Raw genomic sequence first — 19,608 nt, forward strand, 5'->3', positions numbered from 1 at the left:
CAAGCAGGGGGGGCGGAAATATCCCTTCGTCACAGGGGGTTCCGATATCCGCCTTGAGATACCCGCTTTGAGATATCGGGCCGATTCATGAAAGGCTTCTGGTGGAGCTTTTTTCAGAAGGCTTCGGGAAACACCCCTTTTCTGAAAAAAGGCGACACCTGGAAACTTTTATATTTTTCATGCCTTCCCGTCCGTAAGCGGATGGTAACCCGCGCTGAGTGCGGGGTGACGGAAGGCCATGATGGCGCGCAGGCTTTCATGGGCGGCCCATGCCTCGTTCGTGGTGCGTGAATTGCCATGCATGCGGTAGCGGCACAGGATTTCGGGCACGTAAGCGGCCTCGAAACCACGACCGATGAATTTCAGCCAGAAATCATAATCTTCCCAGCCCTGGTCGATATGGCTGTAGCCATCCACATCCGCCCATGCCTGCCGGCGGATCAGGGCCATCACATCAACATAGTTCTCGCGCGCCATCTGGGTGGGGTCCCATATGTCGGCGGAGCCGATGCGCTGTTCCTTGCCGAAATATTCCAGCTGGCTGTACGTGGCGTCAAACCCGCCGTCGCGTGCGGCGTCATGCAGCCGGGCTATGGCGCGGGGGTAGATGGTGTTATCCGCGTCCATTACGAACACGAACGCGCCGACAGTGTGCTTGAAGGCGGTATTGCGGGCCTCGGATGGTCCCTGGTTGCGCGGGTGCACGATCAGGGTGCAACGCCAGAAACGGTCGCGGTTTTCTTCCATCCATGCGGTAATCAGGGCCACGGAATCGTCCCTGTCCGAATGGTCGTCCACCACGACCAGATCAAGGGCCGCATGCGTCTGGGCCGCGACTGAATCGAGGGCTTCGAGAACATACCGGCCATAATTGAAATTGGTGAGGCATATGCTGACAAGGTCAGCCGGCTTCTTGCGGCGGCTGCGGAATGTGAATGCTGTCTGGCCCGTGGCCATCCATGGGGCGGTGATGCTCATGCCTCCGGCGTGCTCCATACATGCGAAATGAACCCGCGTATGCGCGTGCAGCGCGCACGGTTATGGGCGGGTGTCTCGATTGCCCGCATGGCGGCAAGGCGCACTTCCTCCGCCTTTGCCTGGCCATCGGGCGTGTTCAGCAGCCATTCGATCAGGTTGGGTATGTGGCGGCCACTTTCTTCGAGGAAATGCACATTGGGGCGAAAGACCGGATGCGGCAGGCAGGGTTCGGATACCACCACGCTGCCATTGGCCATCGCCCCCTTGACGATGCGATGCCACTCGAAAAATCCATAATCATCACGATGGATGTTCAGCGCGATACGGGAATGCCCCGCTACATGCGACGCTAGGCGTGACAGGGGGTTGTCCCGTGGGCTGCTGTCGATCGGGGTGGTGAATTTGCGGTAATAGAAGTAATTGCGGAACTGCGCGAAAAAGCCAGCATTGCGGGCGAAGAATTGCTCCCGGTGTTCGGACATGCCGCCAAAGAAACTGATGTCCAGTTGCCGGTCGGCAAAGGGGGTATGCCGATCAGGCCGGCTGCGGCACGCGGGTGGCAGGACGCGCACCATGGCATGCTGCATGTCGCCTTTTTGCAGGTAATCCCGTTCAGCGCCGATATTGGGGGTGAAATGGATGGCGGGCAGTCCGGCCTGCCGGAAGCTTTCCGCCATCTGGTGACAGATATCGATCACGCCTGCCGCCATCAGCAGGAAGGGAATGCCCCGTTCGAACCACAGCGTTTGTGGCTGTTCGGTGTTGAACATGATGGCGTCACGGATAATGGTTCCCGTGGCCCAGTCCTGGCCCTGTCCCAGATGGAAGAATTCATGCGGGGCCACGAAAATGCACAGTTCGGGCCGGTCATCGGGGTTGGTGGTTTCATCCAGCAGAACACAGTCCAGCCCGCTTTCGCGCAAGGTCGTGCATAGGTCGGATGCGATTTCATGGATGAATACATTCCCGCGGGAATTGTAAAAGACCCCGATACTGTCGGGCACCAGCCCATCGGGGGCAATGTAGTCCGCATCATCCAGTCCCTTGGCCGCGCATAACGCGCCCAGCGTCCGGGAGACATGCAGGGCGCCGAAAATACGCCGCCCTTCCGGCACGCCATACAGCAGGGCATGTTCGGCCATGTCCGTGGTCGCACGTTCAATGTCGCGGTTGATGTCGTGATAGAGATCAGGGACGAAGAACGGCAGTTGTTCCAGCGTCCTTGCGCCAATGCTCAGGTCTTCCAGATGGAAGCGGGGCAACAGCCCATGATGGGCGATATGGCAGCCACCATGTGTTTTCAGGAAATGGACGAAGGGATTGCGGTTGTTGGCGCCCGCATCGGGATACTGGCGCAGGTATGACGCGGGACGGAAATTGCGGTTGGGCTGGCGTCCTTCCCGGAAGCCGTACCGGACGTAGTGGAGCAGGGGGCCAATTTTCGACCCGGCGACATCCTGATGCACCGACAGGTAGAAATCAGCATCGAACAGACCTGATTTTTCTATGGTTTCAAGATCCTGCTGCTCGGTCGGGGTCAATGCCAGGGGCGGCTCCACGGACAATGTCTTCACCTTGGCTGGGGCGGGATGGGATAACGGGTGGCAAGACCGCCGGGCGGGCGTGCACAGTCATTCTGCTAGGGCAGATCAATTAATAATTGATTATCCGGCTCGCCTCTTTTTTACCCGGATTGCCGGTGAAGCGTGGGGTACGGGGCCTACCCGTATCGCCCTGTCGGCAAGCCGGTGGCGTGGACACGGCCCGCCCAGGGCATGGTCCTGACCGGCGGGCTGCTAGATGACAATCAGGCCAAGCGAGATGGCCCTGAGCACGGTCGTGACGCGGTTGGTGCATTCCAGCTTGCGCTGTGCGTTCTTGAGATGGAATTTTACGGTATTTTCATTCAGCGTCAGGATGTCCGCGATATCCACCGTCGTCCTGCCATTCGCCACCCATGACAGGCATTCGCATTCGCGCTGCGTCAGCAGGGGGATCTCGGATTCCGGCTGCGCGGTCAGGTAATGGTAGTGCTGGTAATATTGCATGGTCAGCATTGCAAGCGCCGCCTGCACGCGCCGCGACACCATCCTGCGCGCGCGTTGTCCGAAATTGACCAGGAAGACCGAAGAATCCGGTCCATGGATCGGCATGACAAATCCATCCAGCAGGCCCAGGTCATGCATGTCGGCGACCAGTATTTTTTCCTGCTTCCTTACCGGGTCGCATGCATGCCACCCAAACCCGGTGTGGCTGGTCATGGCACGACGCAGTACCGGGTCCACCCGCCCGTAATTGCTGTCCATATAATGACTGGTCCAGTGGGTCGGATAGCTGGATGTCGTGGGACGCAGCCCACCGGGCTGGAATTTCCTGATGATCCCAGCGACGCAGTAGAAATCCCCGATCTGGCTGACGGCTTTGTGGAACTGGGCAGCCAGTTCGTCCACGGTGCACGTATTCAGCATCGCTTCCAGCGTATCCATGGCCTGGCTGTTAAAAAGGTCGCGCTTCAAAAAACCGTATCCTGCAATCAGTCTGGTTATGAAACAATCTGCTCCAGCAGGCCTATCATACCCACGGATGTGATACCAATACCCGGTGATGCGCGATGGGGAGATACCAGCAACCCGGCGCGATCAGCGGTTTGCGGGACGGCAAGGCGGCCATTCACGCCTGAGGACATGATCGGCGCCGATGACCGCCCGCAGGGGAAAGATGGCCCCTATGCCCTGTCCGGCCGGGCATGCCGGTGCATTCCGGACAGACCGGGCGGGATGACCGGCTGTGCATGAAGGCTGTCCGCCGGATTGCGCGTATGTGATCCCAAGCCGCGCGGGGCGGGGTTTGGTACGTGTGGCGCGGCGGATGCGCAACGCAGGCCCCCGGCCCGCGCATGTTGCCGCCCGGGCCATGTCAGGCAGGTTAAGGGCATGACACGTATGGCCTGTGGCAGGCTCCCCTTTTTTTGACGCTGCCGAAAATTAATTCTAACATTACGCCTTTACCGTTTTAACCATTTCTGTTTTCGGTCAGGTTATATGAATTCCCAGCCGCCTTCGCTGCCGCGTCTTGCCATTATCGTTCCCTGTTACAATGAATCGGAAGTCTTTTCTTACTGCCTGACGGAACTGGGCGGCTATCTTGACAGGTTGATTGGCGACGGGATGGTCAGTCCCGGCAGTTACCTGTTATTTGTGGATGATGGCAGCCGCGATGATACATGGCGGCAGATCAGTAACGCAATCCGGGTCCATGCCCATGTCCGTGGCCTGAAACTGTCATGCAACAAGGGCCACCAGGCCGCGCTGCTGACAGGTCTGGCCAATGCCGATAACGCCGATGCCATTGTCAGTATCGATGCTGATCTGCAGGATGACATCAATGCCATCGGGGAAATGGTAAAGTCTTATGCAGCCGGACATGATGTCGTGTACGGGGTGCGGGCTTCGCGCCAGACGGATACGGCCTTCAAGCGCATGACGGCGGAGGTTTTCTACCGGCTCATGACCGTGATGGGGGTCAAGCAGGTCTTCAACCATGCCGATTTCCGTCTTTTAAGCTGCCGGGCGCGTGATGCGCTGCTGGAATATCATGAACGTAATATCTATATCCGCGGCCTTGTGCCACTGATCGGTTTCCCGTCGGCAGAAGTCTATTACGACCGTAAGGAACGCACGGCGGGCGTTTCCAAATACCCGTTGCACAAGATGATGGCGCTGGCGCTGGAAGGTATTACTTCCATGACCGTCATGCCGCTGCGGATCATTACGCTGACTGGTTTCATCATCAGTGCCACCGCCATCATGGCAATCATGGCGGTGCTGATCAACAAGATGATAGGCAATCCCATTCAGGGCTGGGCTTCGGTTATTGTCGCCCTGTTCTTCATGGGTGGGGTACAGATGCTTTGCCTCGGGATCATTGGGGAATATCTGGGCAAGATATATCTGGAAACCAAGCGGCGTCCCCGTTCCCATATTGAAGAAAAAGCGGGTTTCAATAACTCATAGTTATTATGTGCCAGGGAGACGACATATGCCCATTGCGTGAAAAACAGGAAAAAACATGAAGCGCCATTTTCTGGATTTTAAAGAATATATCGACAGGAATAACTTGGCGTTTCTTGTTTTTATTTTCACGTTGTGTGGCCTTAATTTTGGTTTTCTTTCCGTGCTTTCCCTTTTGTCCCATTCTGGCGGCATCGTACAGGCGACATGCCAGTGGGACTGCAGATGGTACACGGGTATCGTCCGCCATGGTTACGAACGGCTGCCAAACTTGCACGGTCATGATGGCCTGACACAGGCAAACTGGGCCTTTTTTCCACTCTATCCCCTGGTGTCGCAGGCGGTACGGATGGGCCTGCATATCAGTGCGCTGTGGGCGGAACTATCGGTTAACCTGTTACTGTGGCCGGTGCTAATTTACCTGTGTTACCAGGAGCTTGCGGCCCGTGCGGTTGAACTGGACCGGATTGGCTTCGCCCTTTTCTGTATTATATATCCTTTTAATATCTGGTACACGTCACAGTATTCGGAAGCCGTCTATGGTGTACTCCTGGTCGGCACGCTGCTCCTGCTCCGCAAGAACCATATGGCATGGGCGGCGCTTGCCTGTTTCCTGCTTAGTCTTTCCCGTCCAACCGGGTTCCCCGCCGCAGTCATGATTGCGGGCTGGTGGTTTTTCAGGCGCACCGGCATCACGCCCCGGACACGATCCATTGACTGGGGCCGTATGGCGGTTCCCGCGCAGGAAAGTTTCCTGCTGGTTTCCGCCGCCGGGGCGGGGCTGTCGGTGTTCGTGATCTATCTTTATCACCTTATGGGGGACGGGTTTGCGTTTTCGCATGTAGAAGTAGGATGGGAAAAGCATTTCAGCTTTTTCCTGACCAATTTCATTGGTTCATTCCTGCAGGCAAAGAAAATAAAACTTGGTATCTATTTTATGGCTTCCTGCTATTTCATTTATGGAATGCTTGTAAAAAAGTGGTACCTGAATTTTTCCATCATGGCCTTCATTGCCTTGATGGTAGGATCGACCGGCCTGGAATCAATCGAACGTTATGTCTTTTCAAACCCGCTGATGATTGAATTCCTGGCCTTCCTGACCCTGACGCAGGCACGGATCAGGCGCTGGTCAATCTTGACGCTCCTGTTTGCCCTGCATATCGTTGTTATCGAACTGTGGTTCCGTGGACATATCGCCCTTATTTAAATGAAAAAATATACATATATTTCAATAATATTATTCGCATTCGATGTATTCGCCTTCATCCTTGGCATGAAGCCACAGGTATCACCTGATTATCGGCATTATTATATTGATCATACCATGGACATGGAGACATATGTCCGGCATATGCTGAACGGATAAGATACATGGTCATTACAGTATCGGTCAGGGGATCGGTGATTTCTTGCTGGGAATATGTGTAAAGATATCTGCTGACCTGGCATGTTTCCTGTCCCTGGCATCCGTTCCCCGCCCTGTCGGGCAGGCGGGATATGCCATGACCGCCGGAGGCGGCCATCTCGACGCTTTTTCGGATTGCAGGCTGTTTGCCGGTCTGCCTTTTCAAAGGGCTTCCAGAGGCACCCATCCAGTTGCGCCAGCGCATGCCACAGAACGGCGACAGTAACCATTCTCGTTGACCGGGAACACGGTCAAGCCGGGCGCTTTGGGAGAGACCGGCGCGTCACCCTGATGGATCGCTCCGGCTTGGATACAGGCCCATGCCATCAGGGTTTGTCGCCCGATGGCATGGCCACTGTCGTCGTGGCGCGCGCATGATCTGTCATGATCCTGTCCGGGCTGGCGGGGATGACAGGGCAGGATGGCCGCGCCCTATCCTGTGCTGCCGCCTGAATGACGGGCCTGCGCCGGCATACGGGCCATGATTCATTTTGTTGTTATCGGCTGTAACATATATGGAAAACGATCTGTCCAGGTCAGGGCATAACCGGTTGCGGGCGTAGTGCGGCTGTGGCTCTCCCCTTCCGGTGCGCATTGCGGGATAGTGGGGCCGGACATAAGGCAGGCAGGAACGGGAGGGCACGTGGCCACGCTGGAATGGGAGGGCAAGCACGCCGTCGCGGCCTGTCTGGAACGGATGCGCGCGGGCGTGCTGCGGGTTGATCCCGCCCTGTCCCGTGGGGCGCCGCCGGGGGGTGACATGGTCATCGTGGGGGATAATCTGGCGGCCCTTGGCGCGCTCATGCCCGGTCATGCGGGGCGGGTGGGCATGGTGCTGATCGATCCGCCCTACAATACCGGCCGGCGCGACTGGCTGTATGATGACAGCGCCAGTCATCCCGCCGCCCGGTACTGGCTGGAGGGCGTGCTGGGCACGCAGCGGGCGGGCAGCCTGTCACGACAGGACCGCTGGCTGTGCCTCATGTATCCACGCCTGCTGCAACTGCGGCGGCTCATGGCGGAAAACGGCGTGATCGCCTGCTGTATCGATGACCGCGAATACCCCCGCCTGCGCCTGCTGATGGAGGAGGTATTCGGAGCGGAGAATTTTCTGGCGACGTTTGTCTGGGTCAATACCGGCAATATCGACAACCACAGCCGCATCAAGACCAACCATGAATATGTTGTGGTGTTCGCGCGCGACGCCAGACGCTTCGTGCCCGGCCCGGTGCTAGCCCCGCAGGTGGGCGCGCGCAGCAAGCTGCGGCGGCCGGTCATCCGCAATACCATCATCAAGAACGGACCACGCAACCCGGTGTCCGACCTTGTGCTGCCTGCCGGCTTTCCCGCCCGTCTTGGCGATGGCGTCATTCCCATCCCCGCCGATCCCGGCTTCTGGCCGCGTTTTGACGTGCCGATCATGGTCAGGGATGGCCGTCTGGCACAGGCCGTGACCCTGCGCAGCGGGTGGAGTTCGCGCCGCCAGTGCGCGGCCTTCATCGCGGCGGGGTTTTGCGACATCATCGACCGGCAGGGCCTGAAAACCCGCTTTTACCTGACCCCCAGCGGGGCGGTCTTCATGGAAAAGGACCGCCCGGCCCGGCCCAGCCATATCCTGACCGTGCTGGAGGGCATGGGAACGGTGCAGCAGGCCGCGGCCGAACTGGCGCAATGTGGCGTGCGTTTTGATTATCCCAAGCCGCTTTCACTGGTGACATACCTGCTGCGCGCGTTGTGTCCGGGTCCCGATGCCGTGGTGCTGGATGCCTTCGGCGGTTCAGGCACGACAGCGCAGGCCGTCATGGACCTGAACGCGGAAGATGGCGGCACGCGCCGCTTTGTCGTGATGGAAATGGATGAACGGATCGCCACGACGGTGATACAGCCCCGGCTTGCGCACGTGCTGGCGCGGTATGCCCGACCGGGGGCGGGGTTCCGGTTCTGCCGGCTGGGAATGCCCTGAATGGCATCGCCAGGCCATTCACGGATGGAATGGACGTTTTCGGGGGCGCCTTTTTTCAAAAAGGTGGCGATCCTGGCCGGGGGCAGGGAATATATCCCTGCATGACAGCAATATGCCGGCTCTGCTAATATGGCCGGGTGGAAAAACGGCCCTGTCTGCAAGGGGCAGGAAACTGCCCGGCGCATGATGCATTCCTGTCAGGGCGGGTCATACAGTCGGGGAGAAGCGGTGGATGATCATCTATCATCCGGTGCAGGCGCTGGAGCGTACGGGTCTATGGGCGTTCATGCGGCGGCACCGGTGGATGTGCATGGCCCTGCCGGTCCTGCTGTGCCTGGTGGCCGGCTTTGGCGGCTACCTGAGCTGGAGCAGCCATAGCGATGCCAATTTCGTCAGGCATAACGTCCTGATGAAGCATTCACAGGAAGAGGCAGCCTACGCCCGGCAGGTGGCGGATTATGATGCGACGATCATCCGTGACCGCCGTGTGTTCCTTGATATCACGCGCGCCGATTTCGCCCGCATCGCCCCCCCGGCACAGATGGCGTGGCTTTTGCAGGAATATCGCAAATTCGATATCAGTCGTGTCAAGCTCTATGACGGGCATGAAACACGTCCCTTTGTTCCCGCCCCCTGTTCCGTGCCGCTCTGCTTCGTCCCGATCTTTGTCGAGGAACTGCATGATGACCCCGTAAACCACACCAAATACGTGCAGGTGGGTGCGCTGGAAGACATGTCGCGCACGCTGATTATCGACGCCGAGCAGTTCTGGCGCCTGCGCAAGCTGGTCATTCGTGTCGATGCCATCCTGTTCGCCGCCAAACGTCAGGAAATAGCCGATTTTGAAAAGACAATGCAGCTGCGTGATTCGCTGGACATGCTGCGCGCGGCGTCACAGAAGGTCCACTAAGCGTTTCCGGCGGCCCGCACCATACCCCGGTTACCGGTTTTTCAGGAGTGAGAATGGTCGTTTCCGTCACACATGCACCATTGCAGCCGTCCCCCCCTACGCCAGTGATACCTGTTATCCTGTCCGGCGGCAGCGGCAGCCGGTTGTGGCCGGTATCACGCAGTTCATATCCCAAGCAGTTCTGGCCGCTAGTCTCGCGGCGGACGATGGTGCAGGAGACCGCGCTGCGCAGCCAGGGTGCGGGATTCGCCGCCCCGATCATCGTGTGCAACAACGAACATCGCTTCATCATGGCCGAACAGCTGAAGGAAGTCGGCATTACCGCGCCGCGCATCCTGCTGGAGCCGGTCGGCCGCAATTCGGCCCCCGCCATTGCGGCGGCGGCCCTGCTGGCGGCTGAAACCGATCCCGACGCCGTGCTGTGGGTCATGGCGGCGGATGCCGCGATCCAGAAGCCGGAGAATGTCACGCCCGCGCTGGATATCGCGGTCAGGGTGGCGCGTGCGGGCCGGATCGTGACATTCGGCATGACGCCCACCAGGGCGGAAACGGGATATGGCTATATCGAGAAGGGCGCGCCGCTGGCCGGGTACGAGGGTGCCTACAGCGTAGCGCGCTTTGTTGAAAAACCCGATGCCGCGAATGCCACCCGCATGCTGGAATCAGGGCAGTTCCTGTGGAATTCCGGCATGTTCGTGTTCACCGCCCGCACCATGCTGCAGGAAATGGAAAAATACGAACCGGCCATCCTGGACGCCGTGCGGCAGGCCGTGCGGGGGCGGAAGTCGGATATTGATTTTGAACGGCTGGATGCGAAGGCCTTCGCCAGTTCGCCCGACATCTCCATCGATTACGCGGTGGCCGAGCGCACCAGCCTCATGACCGTGATCCCCGGTGATTTCGGCTGGTCCGACGTGGGGAGCTGGGACGCATTGTGGGAACTTGGCCCGAAGGACGACCATGGCAACGTGACCATCGGTGATGTCGCGGTGTTCAACACATCCAACAGCTATGTGCGTACCGATGGCGTCCTGACGGCCGTAGCCGGGGTGGAGGACCTGCTGGTGGTGGTCAATGACGATGCGGTGCTGGTGACGCACCGCGACAATGCGCAGGATGTAAAGACCATCGTGTCGCGGCTGAAAAAGGATGGCCGCAAGGAAGCGACCACCCATAGCCGCTGCTACCGCCCGTGGGGTTTTTACGAGACCCTGATCGAAGGCAGCCGTTTCCAGGTCAAGCGGATCGTGGTGGAACCGGGGGAAAAGCTGTCGCTGCAGAAGCATTATCACCGTGCCGAGCACTGGGTGGTGGTGGAAGGGACGGCGCAGGTGACGCGCAATGAGGAGGTGCTGCTGGTGCGTGAAAACGAGAGCGTCTACCTGCCGCTGGGCGCCGTGCACCGGCTGGAAAATCCCGGCCGCATTCCCCTGACCCTGATCGAGGTCCAGTCCGGCCCCTATCTGGGCGAGGATGACATCGTCCGGCTGGAGGATGTGTACAGCCGGACCTGACCCGTTCGGGCTGGCAGGCGTTCCTGTGCGGGGCATGGGGTGGCCGCGGCCATTCCATGCCCTTTTTGTTTCCGGGCGCGACCAGCGGGGCAGGAAATTTCATTAATCCTTCATAAAACTGTCATGGACATATCATTGTTATTTGTTTCGGCAGTTTCTTAATGTTCGCCCATGTCTGATGGATAGCCAGACACGTCTGTCTTCTTCATGTCGGAGAACATGAGTATTATGTACTTTCCTGCTCGAATGCTTACATGTGCCCTGCTGGCGACCGCACTGCCGGTGATGGCGCATGCTGCGGATATTACCGGTGCCGGCTCCAGCTTTGCCGCGCCCATTTACGGGGCATGGGGGGCTGATGGACGGAGCGCTGCTGGCGTCAACCTGAATTACCAGACCGTGGGGTCCAGCGCCGGGCAGAACCAGATTCTGGCGGGCACGGTTGATTTTGGCGCATCCGATGTGCCCATGGATCGCCAGAAGCTGGAAAATGCCCACCTGTTCCAGTTCCCCACCGTCATGGGCGGGATCGTGCCGGTCATCAACCTGCCCGGTATCGCCGCCAACCAGATCCAGCTTGATGGCCCGACGCTGGCCGCCATTTACCGTGGCGAGATCGAACAGTGGAATGACCCGAAGATCGCGGCCCTCAACCCCGGCCTGAAGCTGCCCGATACCGCTGTTGCCACCGTGCATCGTGCGGATGGTTCGGGCACGACGGCGGTTTTCACCGGCTACCTGGCCCGTGTTTCCCCGGAATGGCGTGAAGGGCAGGGGGCAGGCGCTTCCATTTCATGGCCCGGCGGCATCGGCGCGCGTGGCAATGATGGCGTGGCCGCGTCCGTGCGCAATACGGAAGGGGCGATCGGCTATGTCGAATATGCCTTTGCCGCCAATGCGCACATGACCACCGTGAAGCTGAAGAACCATAGCGGCGCCTTTGTCGCCCCCGGCATGGACAGCTTCAGCCGTGCGGCGGAAGCCGCGGACTGGAAGGATGCATCGCATTTCGCCGTTGACCTGCTGGACACCAGCGGGGCAGGTGCGTGGCCGATCGTCTCGCCTACCTATGTGCTGGTGCCGGTGCCGACGGCCAAGGCCGAACATGGCCCGGCCGTGCGCAAATTCTTTGGCTATGCGCTGAAGAACGGGGATGCCGCCGCCTATCGCCTTGATTACGTGCCGGTGCCCGCGAATGTGAAAACCGATATCCTGCAGCAGTGGGATGCGGCCAGATAATATAATCCATTAGTAATGACAGCATGAAGCCGCCCGGTTTCCGGGCGGCTTTTCTGTATTCCGGGCTGTCATAAATCCTTCATAAAACTGTATCGGAAACATAACACACAAAACTGGGCGCCCATTCTAAATGAACTCACCCTTCATTACGGAATGATTAATATGATCCGCCGGTCCGCTGTTTCGCTGTTGCTTGGTTCATCTGCCCTCTGGGGTGCATCCTCCTTCCATCAGGCTCATGCGGCGTCCGCATCGGATGCCCAGCAGATACAGGCCCTGCAGCGTGAGATGCAGGAAATGCGTCGTGAAATGTCCGGTCAGATCAGCGTGCTGCGCCAGCGCCTGGTCCGTGCCGAAGCACGCAACACCCCCGCAGCCAACGCGGCACAGGCCCGTCGGGTTGCAGCCAGCAGGGGTGAACCGCTGCCCGACAGCTATGCACGTGATATCCATATCGGTGGCGATAGCGGCACGGGCACCGGAATGGGCAGCCTTATGAAGCGGGCCGACCTGGGCACGCCCCCGTCCGACCGTGGCGTGACATCGTCGTGGGAATCGTTCCGCGCCGCGACGGAAAAGGAAGAAGCCCTGCATATGGGGGGCATGATGGTGGGCTTCCCCGGTGGCCGCCCGACCATCTCGTCTGATGACGGCATGTATGCCATGTCCATCGGCCTGGCTTTCCATGAGGATATTGGCGGCTTCATGGGCATGTCCCCGCGCGCGGGGGAAAAGAAGGGCGATTACGAAGGCCTGACCGAAAATGCCCGCCGCCTGCGTATTCCCATCTCGTTCCGGTACAAGAACTGGATTGCGAACATCACCCCGGATTTCGGGTCGTCCAATGCGGATGGTTCGGCCACGCTGTATGAAGCCAACCTGAACTATGCCGGCTTCCACAACACGGTCATCACCGCGGGTTACTTCCAGCCGCGCGTGACGGAGGAAGATTCCGAAAGCTCGAACGAATTCGAGATGATGGAACGCCCCGCCATTACCGATATCGTGCGTAACATCGCCGCCGGTGACGCCCGCATGAGCGTGGGCGCCCTGCATTACGGCAAGCGCTGGTGGATCGCGGGCTACCTGACGGGGCAGAGCTACGGCAAGCGCGCCGCCGGGTATGACAGCCAGACGGGTGGCACCTTCCGTGTCGCGGGCCGGCCCTATATGTCCAAGGACATAGACGTGCATGTCGGCGTATCGGCGATCAGCGCCTTCAAGGTGGCGCAGGCGACCGCCTCTGATGACCGTTCGGCGACATTTGCCGAACAGCCGGAAGTTGATCTGACCACCACCAAGCTGCTGAGCGCAACCGTCGGTAACGTGGGCAGCATCTGGTCGGCTGGCCCGGAGCTGGGCTTCCGCTGGAAGCGGCTGGTGCTGAAGGGCGAGTATTACAATATCGGGGTCACGCGCGGGAACAATTCCAGCGCCAGTGCCGCCGACCAGGGCACGGTCAACTTCACCGGCTACTATGGCGCCGCCAACTACACCATTTTCGGCAAGCCGCGTTCCTATAACATCAAGGAAGGCGCATTCGCCGCCCCCGGCGTGGACCATGCCTTCGACCCCGCCAACGGGTACTGGGGCGCGCTGGAAGTCTCCGCCCGCTACAGCGTGACCGACCTGAACAGCAACCTGAATTCGGCCAATGCCATCCGTGGTGGCCAGCAGACGGTCTGGTCGGCCGGGCTGAACTGGTATCCCAACCGTCACTTCCGCTTCATGCTGGACTTCAACCACTTCATTGTCAGCGATGACAGCAAGGCAAGCAGCGGCAGCACCTCGCTGTATGACATCATGGGCCGTCACGGCAATTCCGTTGCCGGGCGTATCCAGGCGGCGTTCTAGCATGCCTTTCATCACGGCATGACGCCATGCCTGCCAGTATCATGCGGATACTGGCAGGATGCTTTTTCATAAGACCGGATTTCGTTCAGAAATAAGTAATTAAATAAAAAATCATAATAATAATTGATGTGGGGAATTTATTGATGGATATTTCTGCACAGGCCGCGTCGTCCTCCTTTCTTGTCATGGGGGACATCGCCAGGAAGGGTCCCGTCATAAGGCCCTCCGATCTGGGGGAATGTCTTTTCGATCTTTTTCATGCGGACCCGGAACTGATGCTGGTTGCGGTTGTGGGGGAGGATGGTGTGCCTGTCGGTCTGGTTGAGCGGCAGGCTTTTTTTCTGAAAGTATCAGGCAAGTTCGGGCATTCGCTTTTCAGCCGCCGTCCCGTCGCCCTGCTGATGGATGCCAGCCCGGTCATGATTGACGCCCGGGTATCCGCATCCGATTTTACGGCCCAGACATTGATGGGCCAGCCATCCGACCTGATCCGTGGCTATATTGTTACGGAAAATGGATGTTACCGGGGGACGGGATCGGCGCTGGACCTGATCAACGCATCCCATTCCCATGCGGTGGCGTCCGCCGCCAGCCTTGAAGAAGCGGCGGAAGACCTGCGCCGGGCAAATAAAAGGATATTACGCGACAAGCTGTTCATTGATACGATTGTGGAAAATATTCCCTCCGCCCTTGTCGTCCGGTCCGTGCGGCATGGTCATCCCGTTCTGGTCAACCGCGCGGCCGAGGAGATGATGGGATGCAGGCGTGACCTGCTGCTTGAAAAGGATCCGGCACGGGTTTTTGGTACGGATGAAATCGGTTTCCTGCTGGTCAGCCGGCCGGATGCGGACCGGCAGGGCGTGCGTGAGCAGGTCCTGTGCAACCAGCGCGGCGAACAGCGCGCCATTTCCACCCGTCATGTCACCATTGCCGATGAACGCGGCGGGCCGCGCTGGGAACTGTGCGTGGCCGATGATGTCACGGAACGGCGCAATGCCCGGCACCAGGTCGAACAGCTTGCGCATTATGACCCGCTGACCGGCCTTGCCAACCGCGCGCTGTTCAGTTCCCGGCTGGATGCGCTGTGCGCGGACGCGCGGGGTGCCACATTGCTGTGTATCGACCTTGATTACTTCAAGACGGTCAATGACGTGTATGGCCACGCGGCGGGGGATGCGCTGCTGCGGCAGGTGGCGGAACGGCTGCGGGCCTGCAGCCGGCCCGAAGACCTGGTGGCCCGGCTGGGCGGGGATGAATTCGCCATTATCTGGCCGCTTGTTCCCGAACCGGCGGAACTGACGTGCCGGGCGCGTGAAATTGTCGAGACCGTAAGCAGGCCCTATGTCATTGACGGCCATCATGTCGTCATTGGGGCCAGCGTGGGTTCGGCGCTGTACCCGCAGGATGCGGATAACGCCGAAACCCTGCTGCAATATGCCGATATCGCCCTGTACCGCGCCAAGTCACAGGGGCGCAATGGCTTCCAGTTCTTTGATGCGGCCCTGCGTGATGAAATCCGGACACGCGTGCGGCTGGGCAATGAGCTGCGCGCCGCCATTGCCAGCAGCGGGATCAGCCTGCATTTCCAGCCCCTGTATTCAATGCCGGGCAACCGGATCAGCGCATGTGAGGCACTGGTGCGGTGGTTCCACCCCACGCATGGCATGATCCCGCCGGACCAGTTTGTGGGGCTGGCGGAAGAAAACGGCCTGATCCATGATCTGGGGGAATGGGTCCTGCGGGCGGCCTGCATGGAAGCGGCGGACTGGCCCGCGCAGGTCAAGATCGCGGTGAACGTGTCGCCCATCCAGTTACGTAACCCGCGCTTCCTCGGTATTGTCGAAAATGCGCTGGCGCATTCGGGCCTTGCGCCACACCGGCTGGAAATCGAGATTACGGAAAACATCTTTGTCCAGAACAGCGCCACCAACCGCGACATCCTGCGACAACTGGGCCGGATCGGATGCAGTATCGTGCTGGATGATTTTGGTACGGGCTATTCCTCGCTGGGATACCTGCGTTCCTTCCAGTTCCAGAAAATCAAGATCGACCGTTCCTTCGTGCAGGAACTGCCCGAACGCAGCGCATCAGGCATCATACGGGCCATTATCAGCCTGGCGCAGAGCATGGATATCCCCATCACGGCGGAAGGGGTGGAAACGCATGACCAGTGGGCGCACCTCAATGACCTCGGGTGCAATCAGGTCCAGGGTTTCCTGCTGGGCCGGCCGCAACCTTCCGACATGATCCGCCAGTCCATCATGTCACATGCCTGAACGGTTTCGGCAGCCTGCCTGTGGACCGTAAGGAAGGTTCTGCCGAACCGTGTTGCCGAAAGAGCCGGACGGCGCCGCCTTTTTGGCAAAAGGCGGCGCCCCAGAACGTTCATTACCTTACCATCAATCTGTTATCCTGAAATTTACAGGGTGGCCATGGGCATGTCCGTGATCATTCCGGCCCGCAGCAGCGTGGACAGCTTGCCCAGGGCTTCCCCCCTGTCCACCGACCTGCCATAGGGCATGTTGGGCCGCAGGCGTTCCTCCAGCCGCGCGACCGACCCGCGCCGGGGCCATGGGCGACGCAGCAGCTCCTCCACCAGTTCAGGGTAGCGCCACGGGATGTCGATCCAGGCGGCCGTGCTGTGCAGCGTTTCCGGCTCGGTGCGCAGGATCTGCGGGAACAGGGCGATCATGGTGTGTTCGCGCAGTTCCATGGCGGCGGAGGGCACGGCCACCTGCGCCCGGCCGCGCACATGCTGCAAAAAGCGGCGGATCAGGGTATTACCGCCATGGCACAGGTGCCCGATCTGGGTCAGGCGGGGATTCATTTCTATGAAATGATAGGTGCCGGTCCGTGCGCAACGGACAAAATCCAGCCCAAAGAAACCCGACAGTTTCAATGTGGCGCAGGTGACCCGTGCCGCACGTTCCATATCGGCGGACTGTGTGATCTCGATGACCGTCGCCGCCCCCGTGCGCCCCTGATAGGACACGACATTGACCCCAAGCGTGCCGAGCACTTCCCCATCCCGGCAGGCTACCATGATATTGGCGGGCATGCCGGTTACATGTGCCTGTGCCATGACAGGCAGCGGACGGCGCTCTGTCGCTTCCATGAAGGAATAGATATCGCGGTCCGCCAGCAGCACACGCAGCGCGCAGGCCATGCGCACCGGGTGCGACAGACGATGAAAGCCGCTTTCGGCTTCCTGCAGCGTATCGGCGATCACCACGCCGGACCCGCCCCAACTGCGGTCACGCTTGAACACCCATGGCCCGGCTGTGCTGGCGCACCATCGCCTGACATCCTCCATGGTGGCCAGGCTGGCGGCGGCGGGGGTGGGGATGCCCCGTTCGCGCAGGACATCGATCAGGCTGAGCCGTGTCCGCGCATAGGCAAAATACTCGTGCCGCCCCAGTGAGCGTTCGATCGTGTCGCGACACAGCCGGCCCATGGCGGTTGCGCGATCGGCTTCACCATAAACCTGATGCAGGGTCGCGACGACCCGGTCATCCGCCGGGATGATCAGGTCGGGCCGTATCTGCGCAATGGCGCCAGCCAGCGCCACGGTCGGCGCGACATAGGGATAGGTCCGTATGCTGTCGATCGCCTTCAGGCAGCGCAGGGAATGGCCGGCCGGACAGATGGCGTGGACGGCCACCCCGCTTTCGATGAATTCCACCGCGGCGCGCGTAATGGCGGACCACCATACGGAAGAGATGATGAGAACTGTAAAATCGTTCTTCATGATTCAGGACTTTCCAGCTCATGTCAGGGTGCGGGATTACAGGCGCACGGGTGTCACGACGCGAATGCGGGCTGCGGGGCGGGCTGTGACACGGATTGCCGTCCCAGCCGGGCGCTAAGGCGGCGTGCGGCAAAGCGCGCGCCCCAGGCAAAGCGTAAAAGGGGACCGAAACTGGCCGCCGCCATGGGACCGATGAAGTAAAGTCCCGGCACACTCGATTCAAAGCTGTGCGACAGGGCGGGCATGCCGCCTTCGGTGCGGATGGCGGAGGCCACGGTACGGTCAAGGAATGGAATGCGGTCCACATTCACCTTGACCCCTGTGCCAAGGAAAACATGATCGACTTCCACGGCCCGTGGCCTGCCGGACTGTGTATCGCGGAATTCCAGATGCACGGCGTCATCATGCATCCGTGCCGATTGCAGGTCGACATTAAGCCAGATCGGCACCTGATCGCGCACGACCTGGCCTGTCACCCACCCCGCCGCCGGCCCCAGGTGGCCACGCGTAATGCGCAGGCGCAGCCGTACGGGCAGCATGTGGAACACATCGGGCAGGTCACAGGCCATGCGCGACCGCCATCCTGTGCCCAGGCCCGAAACGGGTTTCCTGATCCGGGTCCACAGCAGCTTCAGGCCGCTGATCTTGCGGGGGGGATGATTGATCCAGATCTTGGGCCTGCGGGTGCAGATAAAGGTCTGTGCGCCCGCTTCATGCAGGAAACACGCGGTATCCACCGCCGACGAACCCGCCCCGATCACCGCGACCCGCCTGCCGGCGAAGCGTTCGAACGCGGTCTCGTCGAATGTATGGCTGAACCGCCCTGGCGGCAGGCCGCGCACGGCCGGGGGGGTATGGGCGAAATGTTCGATCCCCACCGCCATGACCACATTCCGCGCCATGACGGTTTCCCCGGTATCCAGATGCATGACAAAGCCATCCTGCGTGCGCGACAGGTGAGTGACCCGGCATGGCTGCAGTTGCGGCACGTGGGTTTTCTGGAACGTTTCGCCGTATTCCCTGAAGACTTCGGCGGGAATGGGCACCCCGATGGGGGCGTAGGGATATCCCCGTTCCCTGCAGAACCGCGCAAGGGTTGACCGGCGGCCGGGGTCGAACAGGTCAAGCGCGAACCCTTCCGCCTTCAGCCGCAGGCTGGCGGGGACATGTTCGCGCCAGAATCCCATCGGGCGTCCGAAAATACGAAAGTTTACCCCCCTGTCGCGCAAATGGGCCGCAAGGGAGAGTCCATAGGGGCCAGCCCCTATAATGGCTACGTCGGTATTCATCAGAAATCCACCAGCCAGTAAGTCCGATAACGGATCGTTATTTGGTAAAGGGAAGAAAACGCATATCTTTATTTGATATGTGGACAAAATACGCGCGCGTTTCTTGTTTCAGGCCCATCATGACCTGAAGATCATTAAAACGGACGCCATGTCTCGCCACATATTAACCATACATTTACCGTATCTCGGACAACAATCACAAAAAAAACAGATCGGTTCAGGAATGGCGGGACTGGTACAAATCACACACTTTCGACGGTTTTCCATGCGCTGAATCGCGGTATGGCATATTTTTTCCATAAATTATTATGACCAGGGAACTTTTCTGCTGTTCACATACTTTATGTTGGCAGGATATTTGCTGTTCGTTATGGGATTTTCATATATAAAATATAATAGAAATATTTTGTTATCTTAATGGGCCGTATTGGCGATAATTTTATTTTTATGGCCTGATTCTGTATTTATATCCATATTGATAATAAATAAATATTAAAGTAATTATGTATCATTCATATATTTATTGAATGTGAATCCCTAAATGAAAAATAAAGCATTTTAAAAAGCAGGGCGTGTTTTCTGATGGCCATGTTTATGGGAAACATCCGGATCCGTTGAAAACGTTGGCCTGTGCGCTATGGCGCGAATCATAAAGCCGTTTTCGGGCGCCGCCTTTTTTCCAAAAGACGGCCTTCCCT

General features: G+C 59.2%; 13 protein-coding genes. 8 read left to right on the top strand and 5 right to left on the bottom strand.

From position 1 onward, the window contains the following. Positions 1-177: 177 nt before the first annotated feature. The 3 genes from CFR76_RS06600 to CFR76_RS06610 form a co-directional block, all read right to left on the bottom strand. Complete coding sequence (locus CFR76_RS06600; protein ID WP_110556418.1) at positions 178-978, bottom strand: glycosyltransferase family 2 protein; 801 nt, start codon at positions 976-978, stop codon at positions 178-180. Beyond that, complete coding sequence (locus tag CFR76_RS06605) at positions 975-2,537, bottom strand: CgeB family protein (protein ID WP_244191818.1); 1,563 nt, start codon at positions 2,535-2,537, stop codon at positions 975-977. Before CFR76_RS06605 ends, CFR76_RS06600 begins: the two co-directional genes overlap by 4 nt. 237 nt (positions 2,538-2,774) lie before the next feature. Next, positions 2,775-3,494 carry a helix-turn-helix transcriptional regulator gene (locus CFR76_RS06610; RefSeq protein WP_110556419.1) on the bottom strand — a complete coding sequence of 240 codons (720 nt, stop codon included), beginning with the start codon at positions 3,492-3,494 and terminating at the stop codon, positions 2,775-2,777. A 525-nt stretch (positions 3,495-4,019) separates the two neighbouring features. On the opposite strand from CFR76_RS06610, the gene CFR76_RS06615 reads away from it, so the two are divergent. From CFR76_RS06615 to CFR76_RS06650, 8 genes are all read left to right on the top strand, one after another. After that, the gene (locus CFR76_RS06615) at positions 4,020-4,991 is read left to right on the top strand and encodes a glycosyltransferase family 2 protein (RefSeq protein ID WP_110556420.1); all 972 of its coding nucleotides are present in this window, start codon (positions 4,020-4,022) and stop codon (positions 4,989-4,991) included. Between the two features lie 55 nt (positions 4,992-5,046). Then, positions 5,047-6,195, top strand: a complete 1,149-nt coding sequence (locus CFR76_RS06620) for a hypothetical protein (protein WP_110556421.1) — start codon at positions 5,047-5,049, stop codon at positions 6,193-6,195. Between the two features lie 841 nt (positions 6,196-7,036). Then, complete coding sequence (locus CFR76_RS06625; protein WP_110556422.1) at positions 7,037-8,356, top strand: site-specific DNA-methyltransferase; 1,320 nt, start codon at positions 7,037-7,039, stop codon at positions 8,354-8,356. Positions 8,357-8,588: 232 nt separating this feature from the next. Further along, entirely contained in the window at positions 8,589-9,266 is a 678-nt protein-coding gene (locus CFR76_RS06630; RefSeq protein ID WP_110556423.1) for a hypothetical protein, read from the top strand. Positions 9,267-9,319: 53 nt separating this feature from the next. Next, complete coding sequence (locus CFR76_RS06635; RefSeq protein WP_110556424.1) at positions 9,320-10,780, top strand: mannose-1-phosphate guanylyltransferase/mannose-6-phosphate isomerase; 1,461 nt, start codon at positions 9,320-9,322, stop codon at positions 10,778-10,780. Positions 10,781-11,026: 246 nt separating this feature from the next. Further along, the gene (pstS, locus tag CFR76_RS06640; protein WP_110556425.1) at positions 11,027-12,019 is read left to right on the top strand and encodes a phosphate ABC transporter substrate-binding protein PstS; all 993 of its coding nucleotides are present in this window, start codon (positions 11,027-11,029) and stop codon (positions 12,017-12,019) included. Between the two features lie 162 nt (positions 12,020-12,181). Then, complete coding sequence (locus tag CFR76_RS06645; protein ID WP_110556508.1) at positions 12,182-13,873, top strand: OprO/OprP family phosphate-selective porin; 1,692 nt, start codon at positions 12,182-12,184, stop codon at positions 13,871-13,873. Positions 13,874-14,016: 143 nt separating this feature from the next. Then, positions 14,017-16,149 (top strand): putative bifunctional diguanylate cyclase/phosphodiesterase, encoded by a 2,133-nt coding sequence (locus tag CFR76_RS06650; protein ID WP_244191819.1) that lies wholly within the window; start codon positions 14,017-14,019, stop codon positions 16,147-16,149. 143 nt (positions 16,150-16,292) lie between these two features. Here CFR76_RS06650 and CFR76_RS06655 read toward each other — a convergent pair whose 3' ends face one another. Next, positions 16,293-17,621 (bottom strand): ATP-grasp domain-containing protein, encoded by a 1,329-nt coding sequence (locus CFR76_RS06655; protein ID WP_110556427.1) that lies wholly within the window; start codon positions 17,619-17,621, stop codon positions 16,293-16,295. A 53-nt stretch (positions 17,622-17,674) separates the two neighbouring features. After that, complete coding sequence (locus tag CFR76_RS06660; RefSeq protein ID WP_110556428.1) at positions 17,675-18,910, bottom strand: NAD(P)-binding domain-containing protein; 1,236 nt, start codon at positions 18,908-18,910, stop codon at positions 17,675-17,677. Positions 18,911-19,608: the final 698 nt, after the last annotated feature.

The organism is Komagataeibacter swingsii (assembly GCF_003207895.1).
GTDB lineage: Bacteria > Pseudomonadota > Alphaproteobacteria > Acetobacterales > Acetobacteraceae > Komagataeibacter > Komagataeibacter swingsii.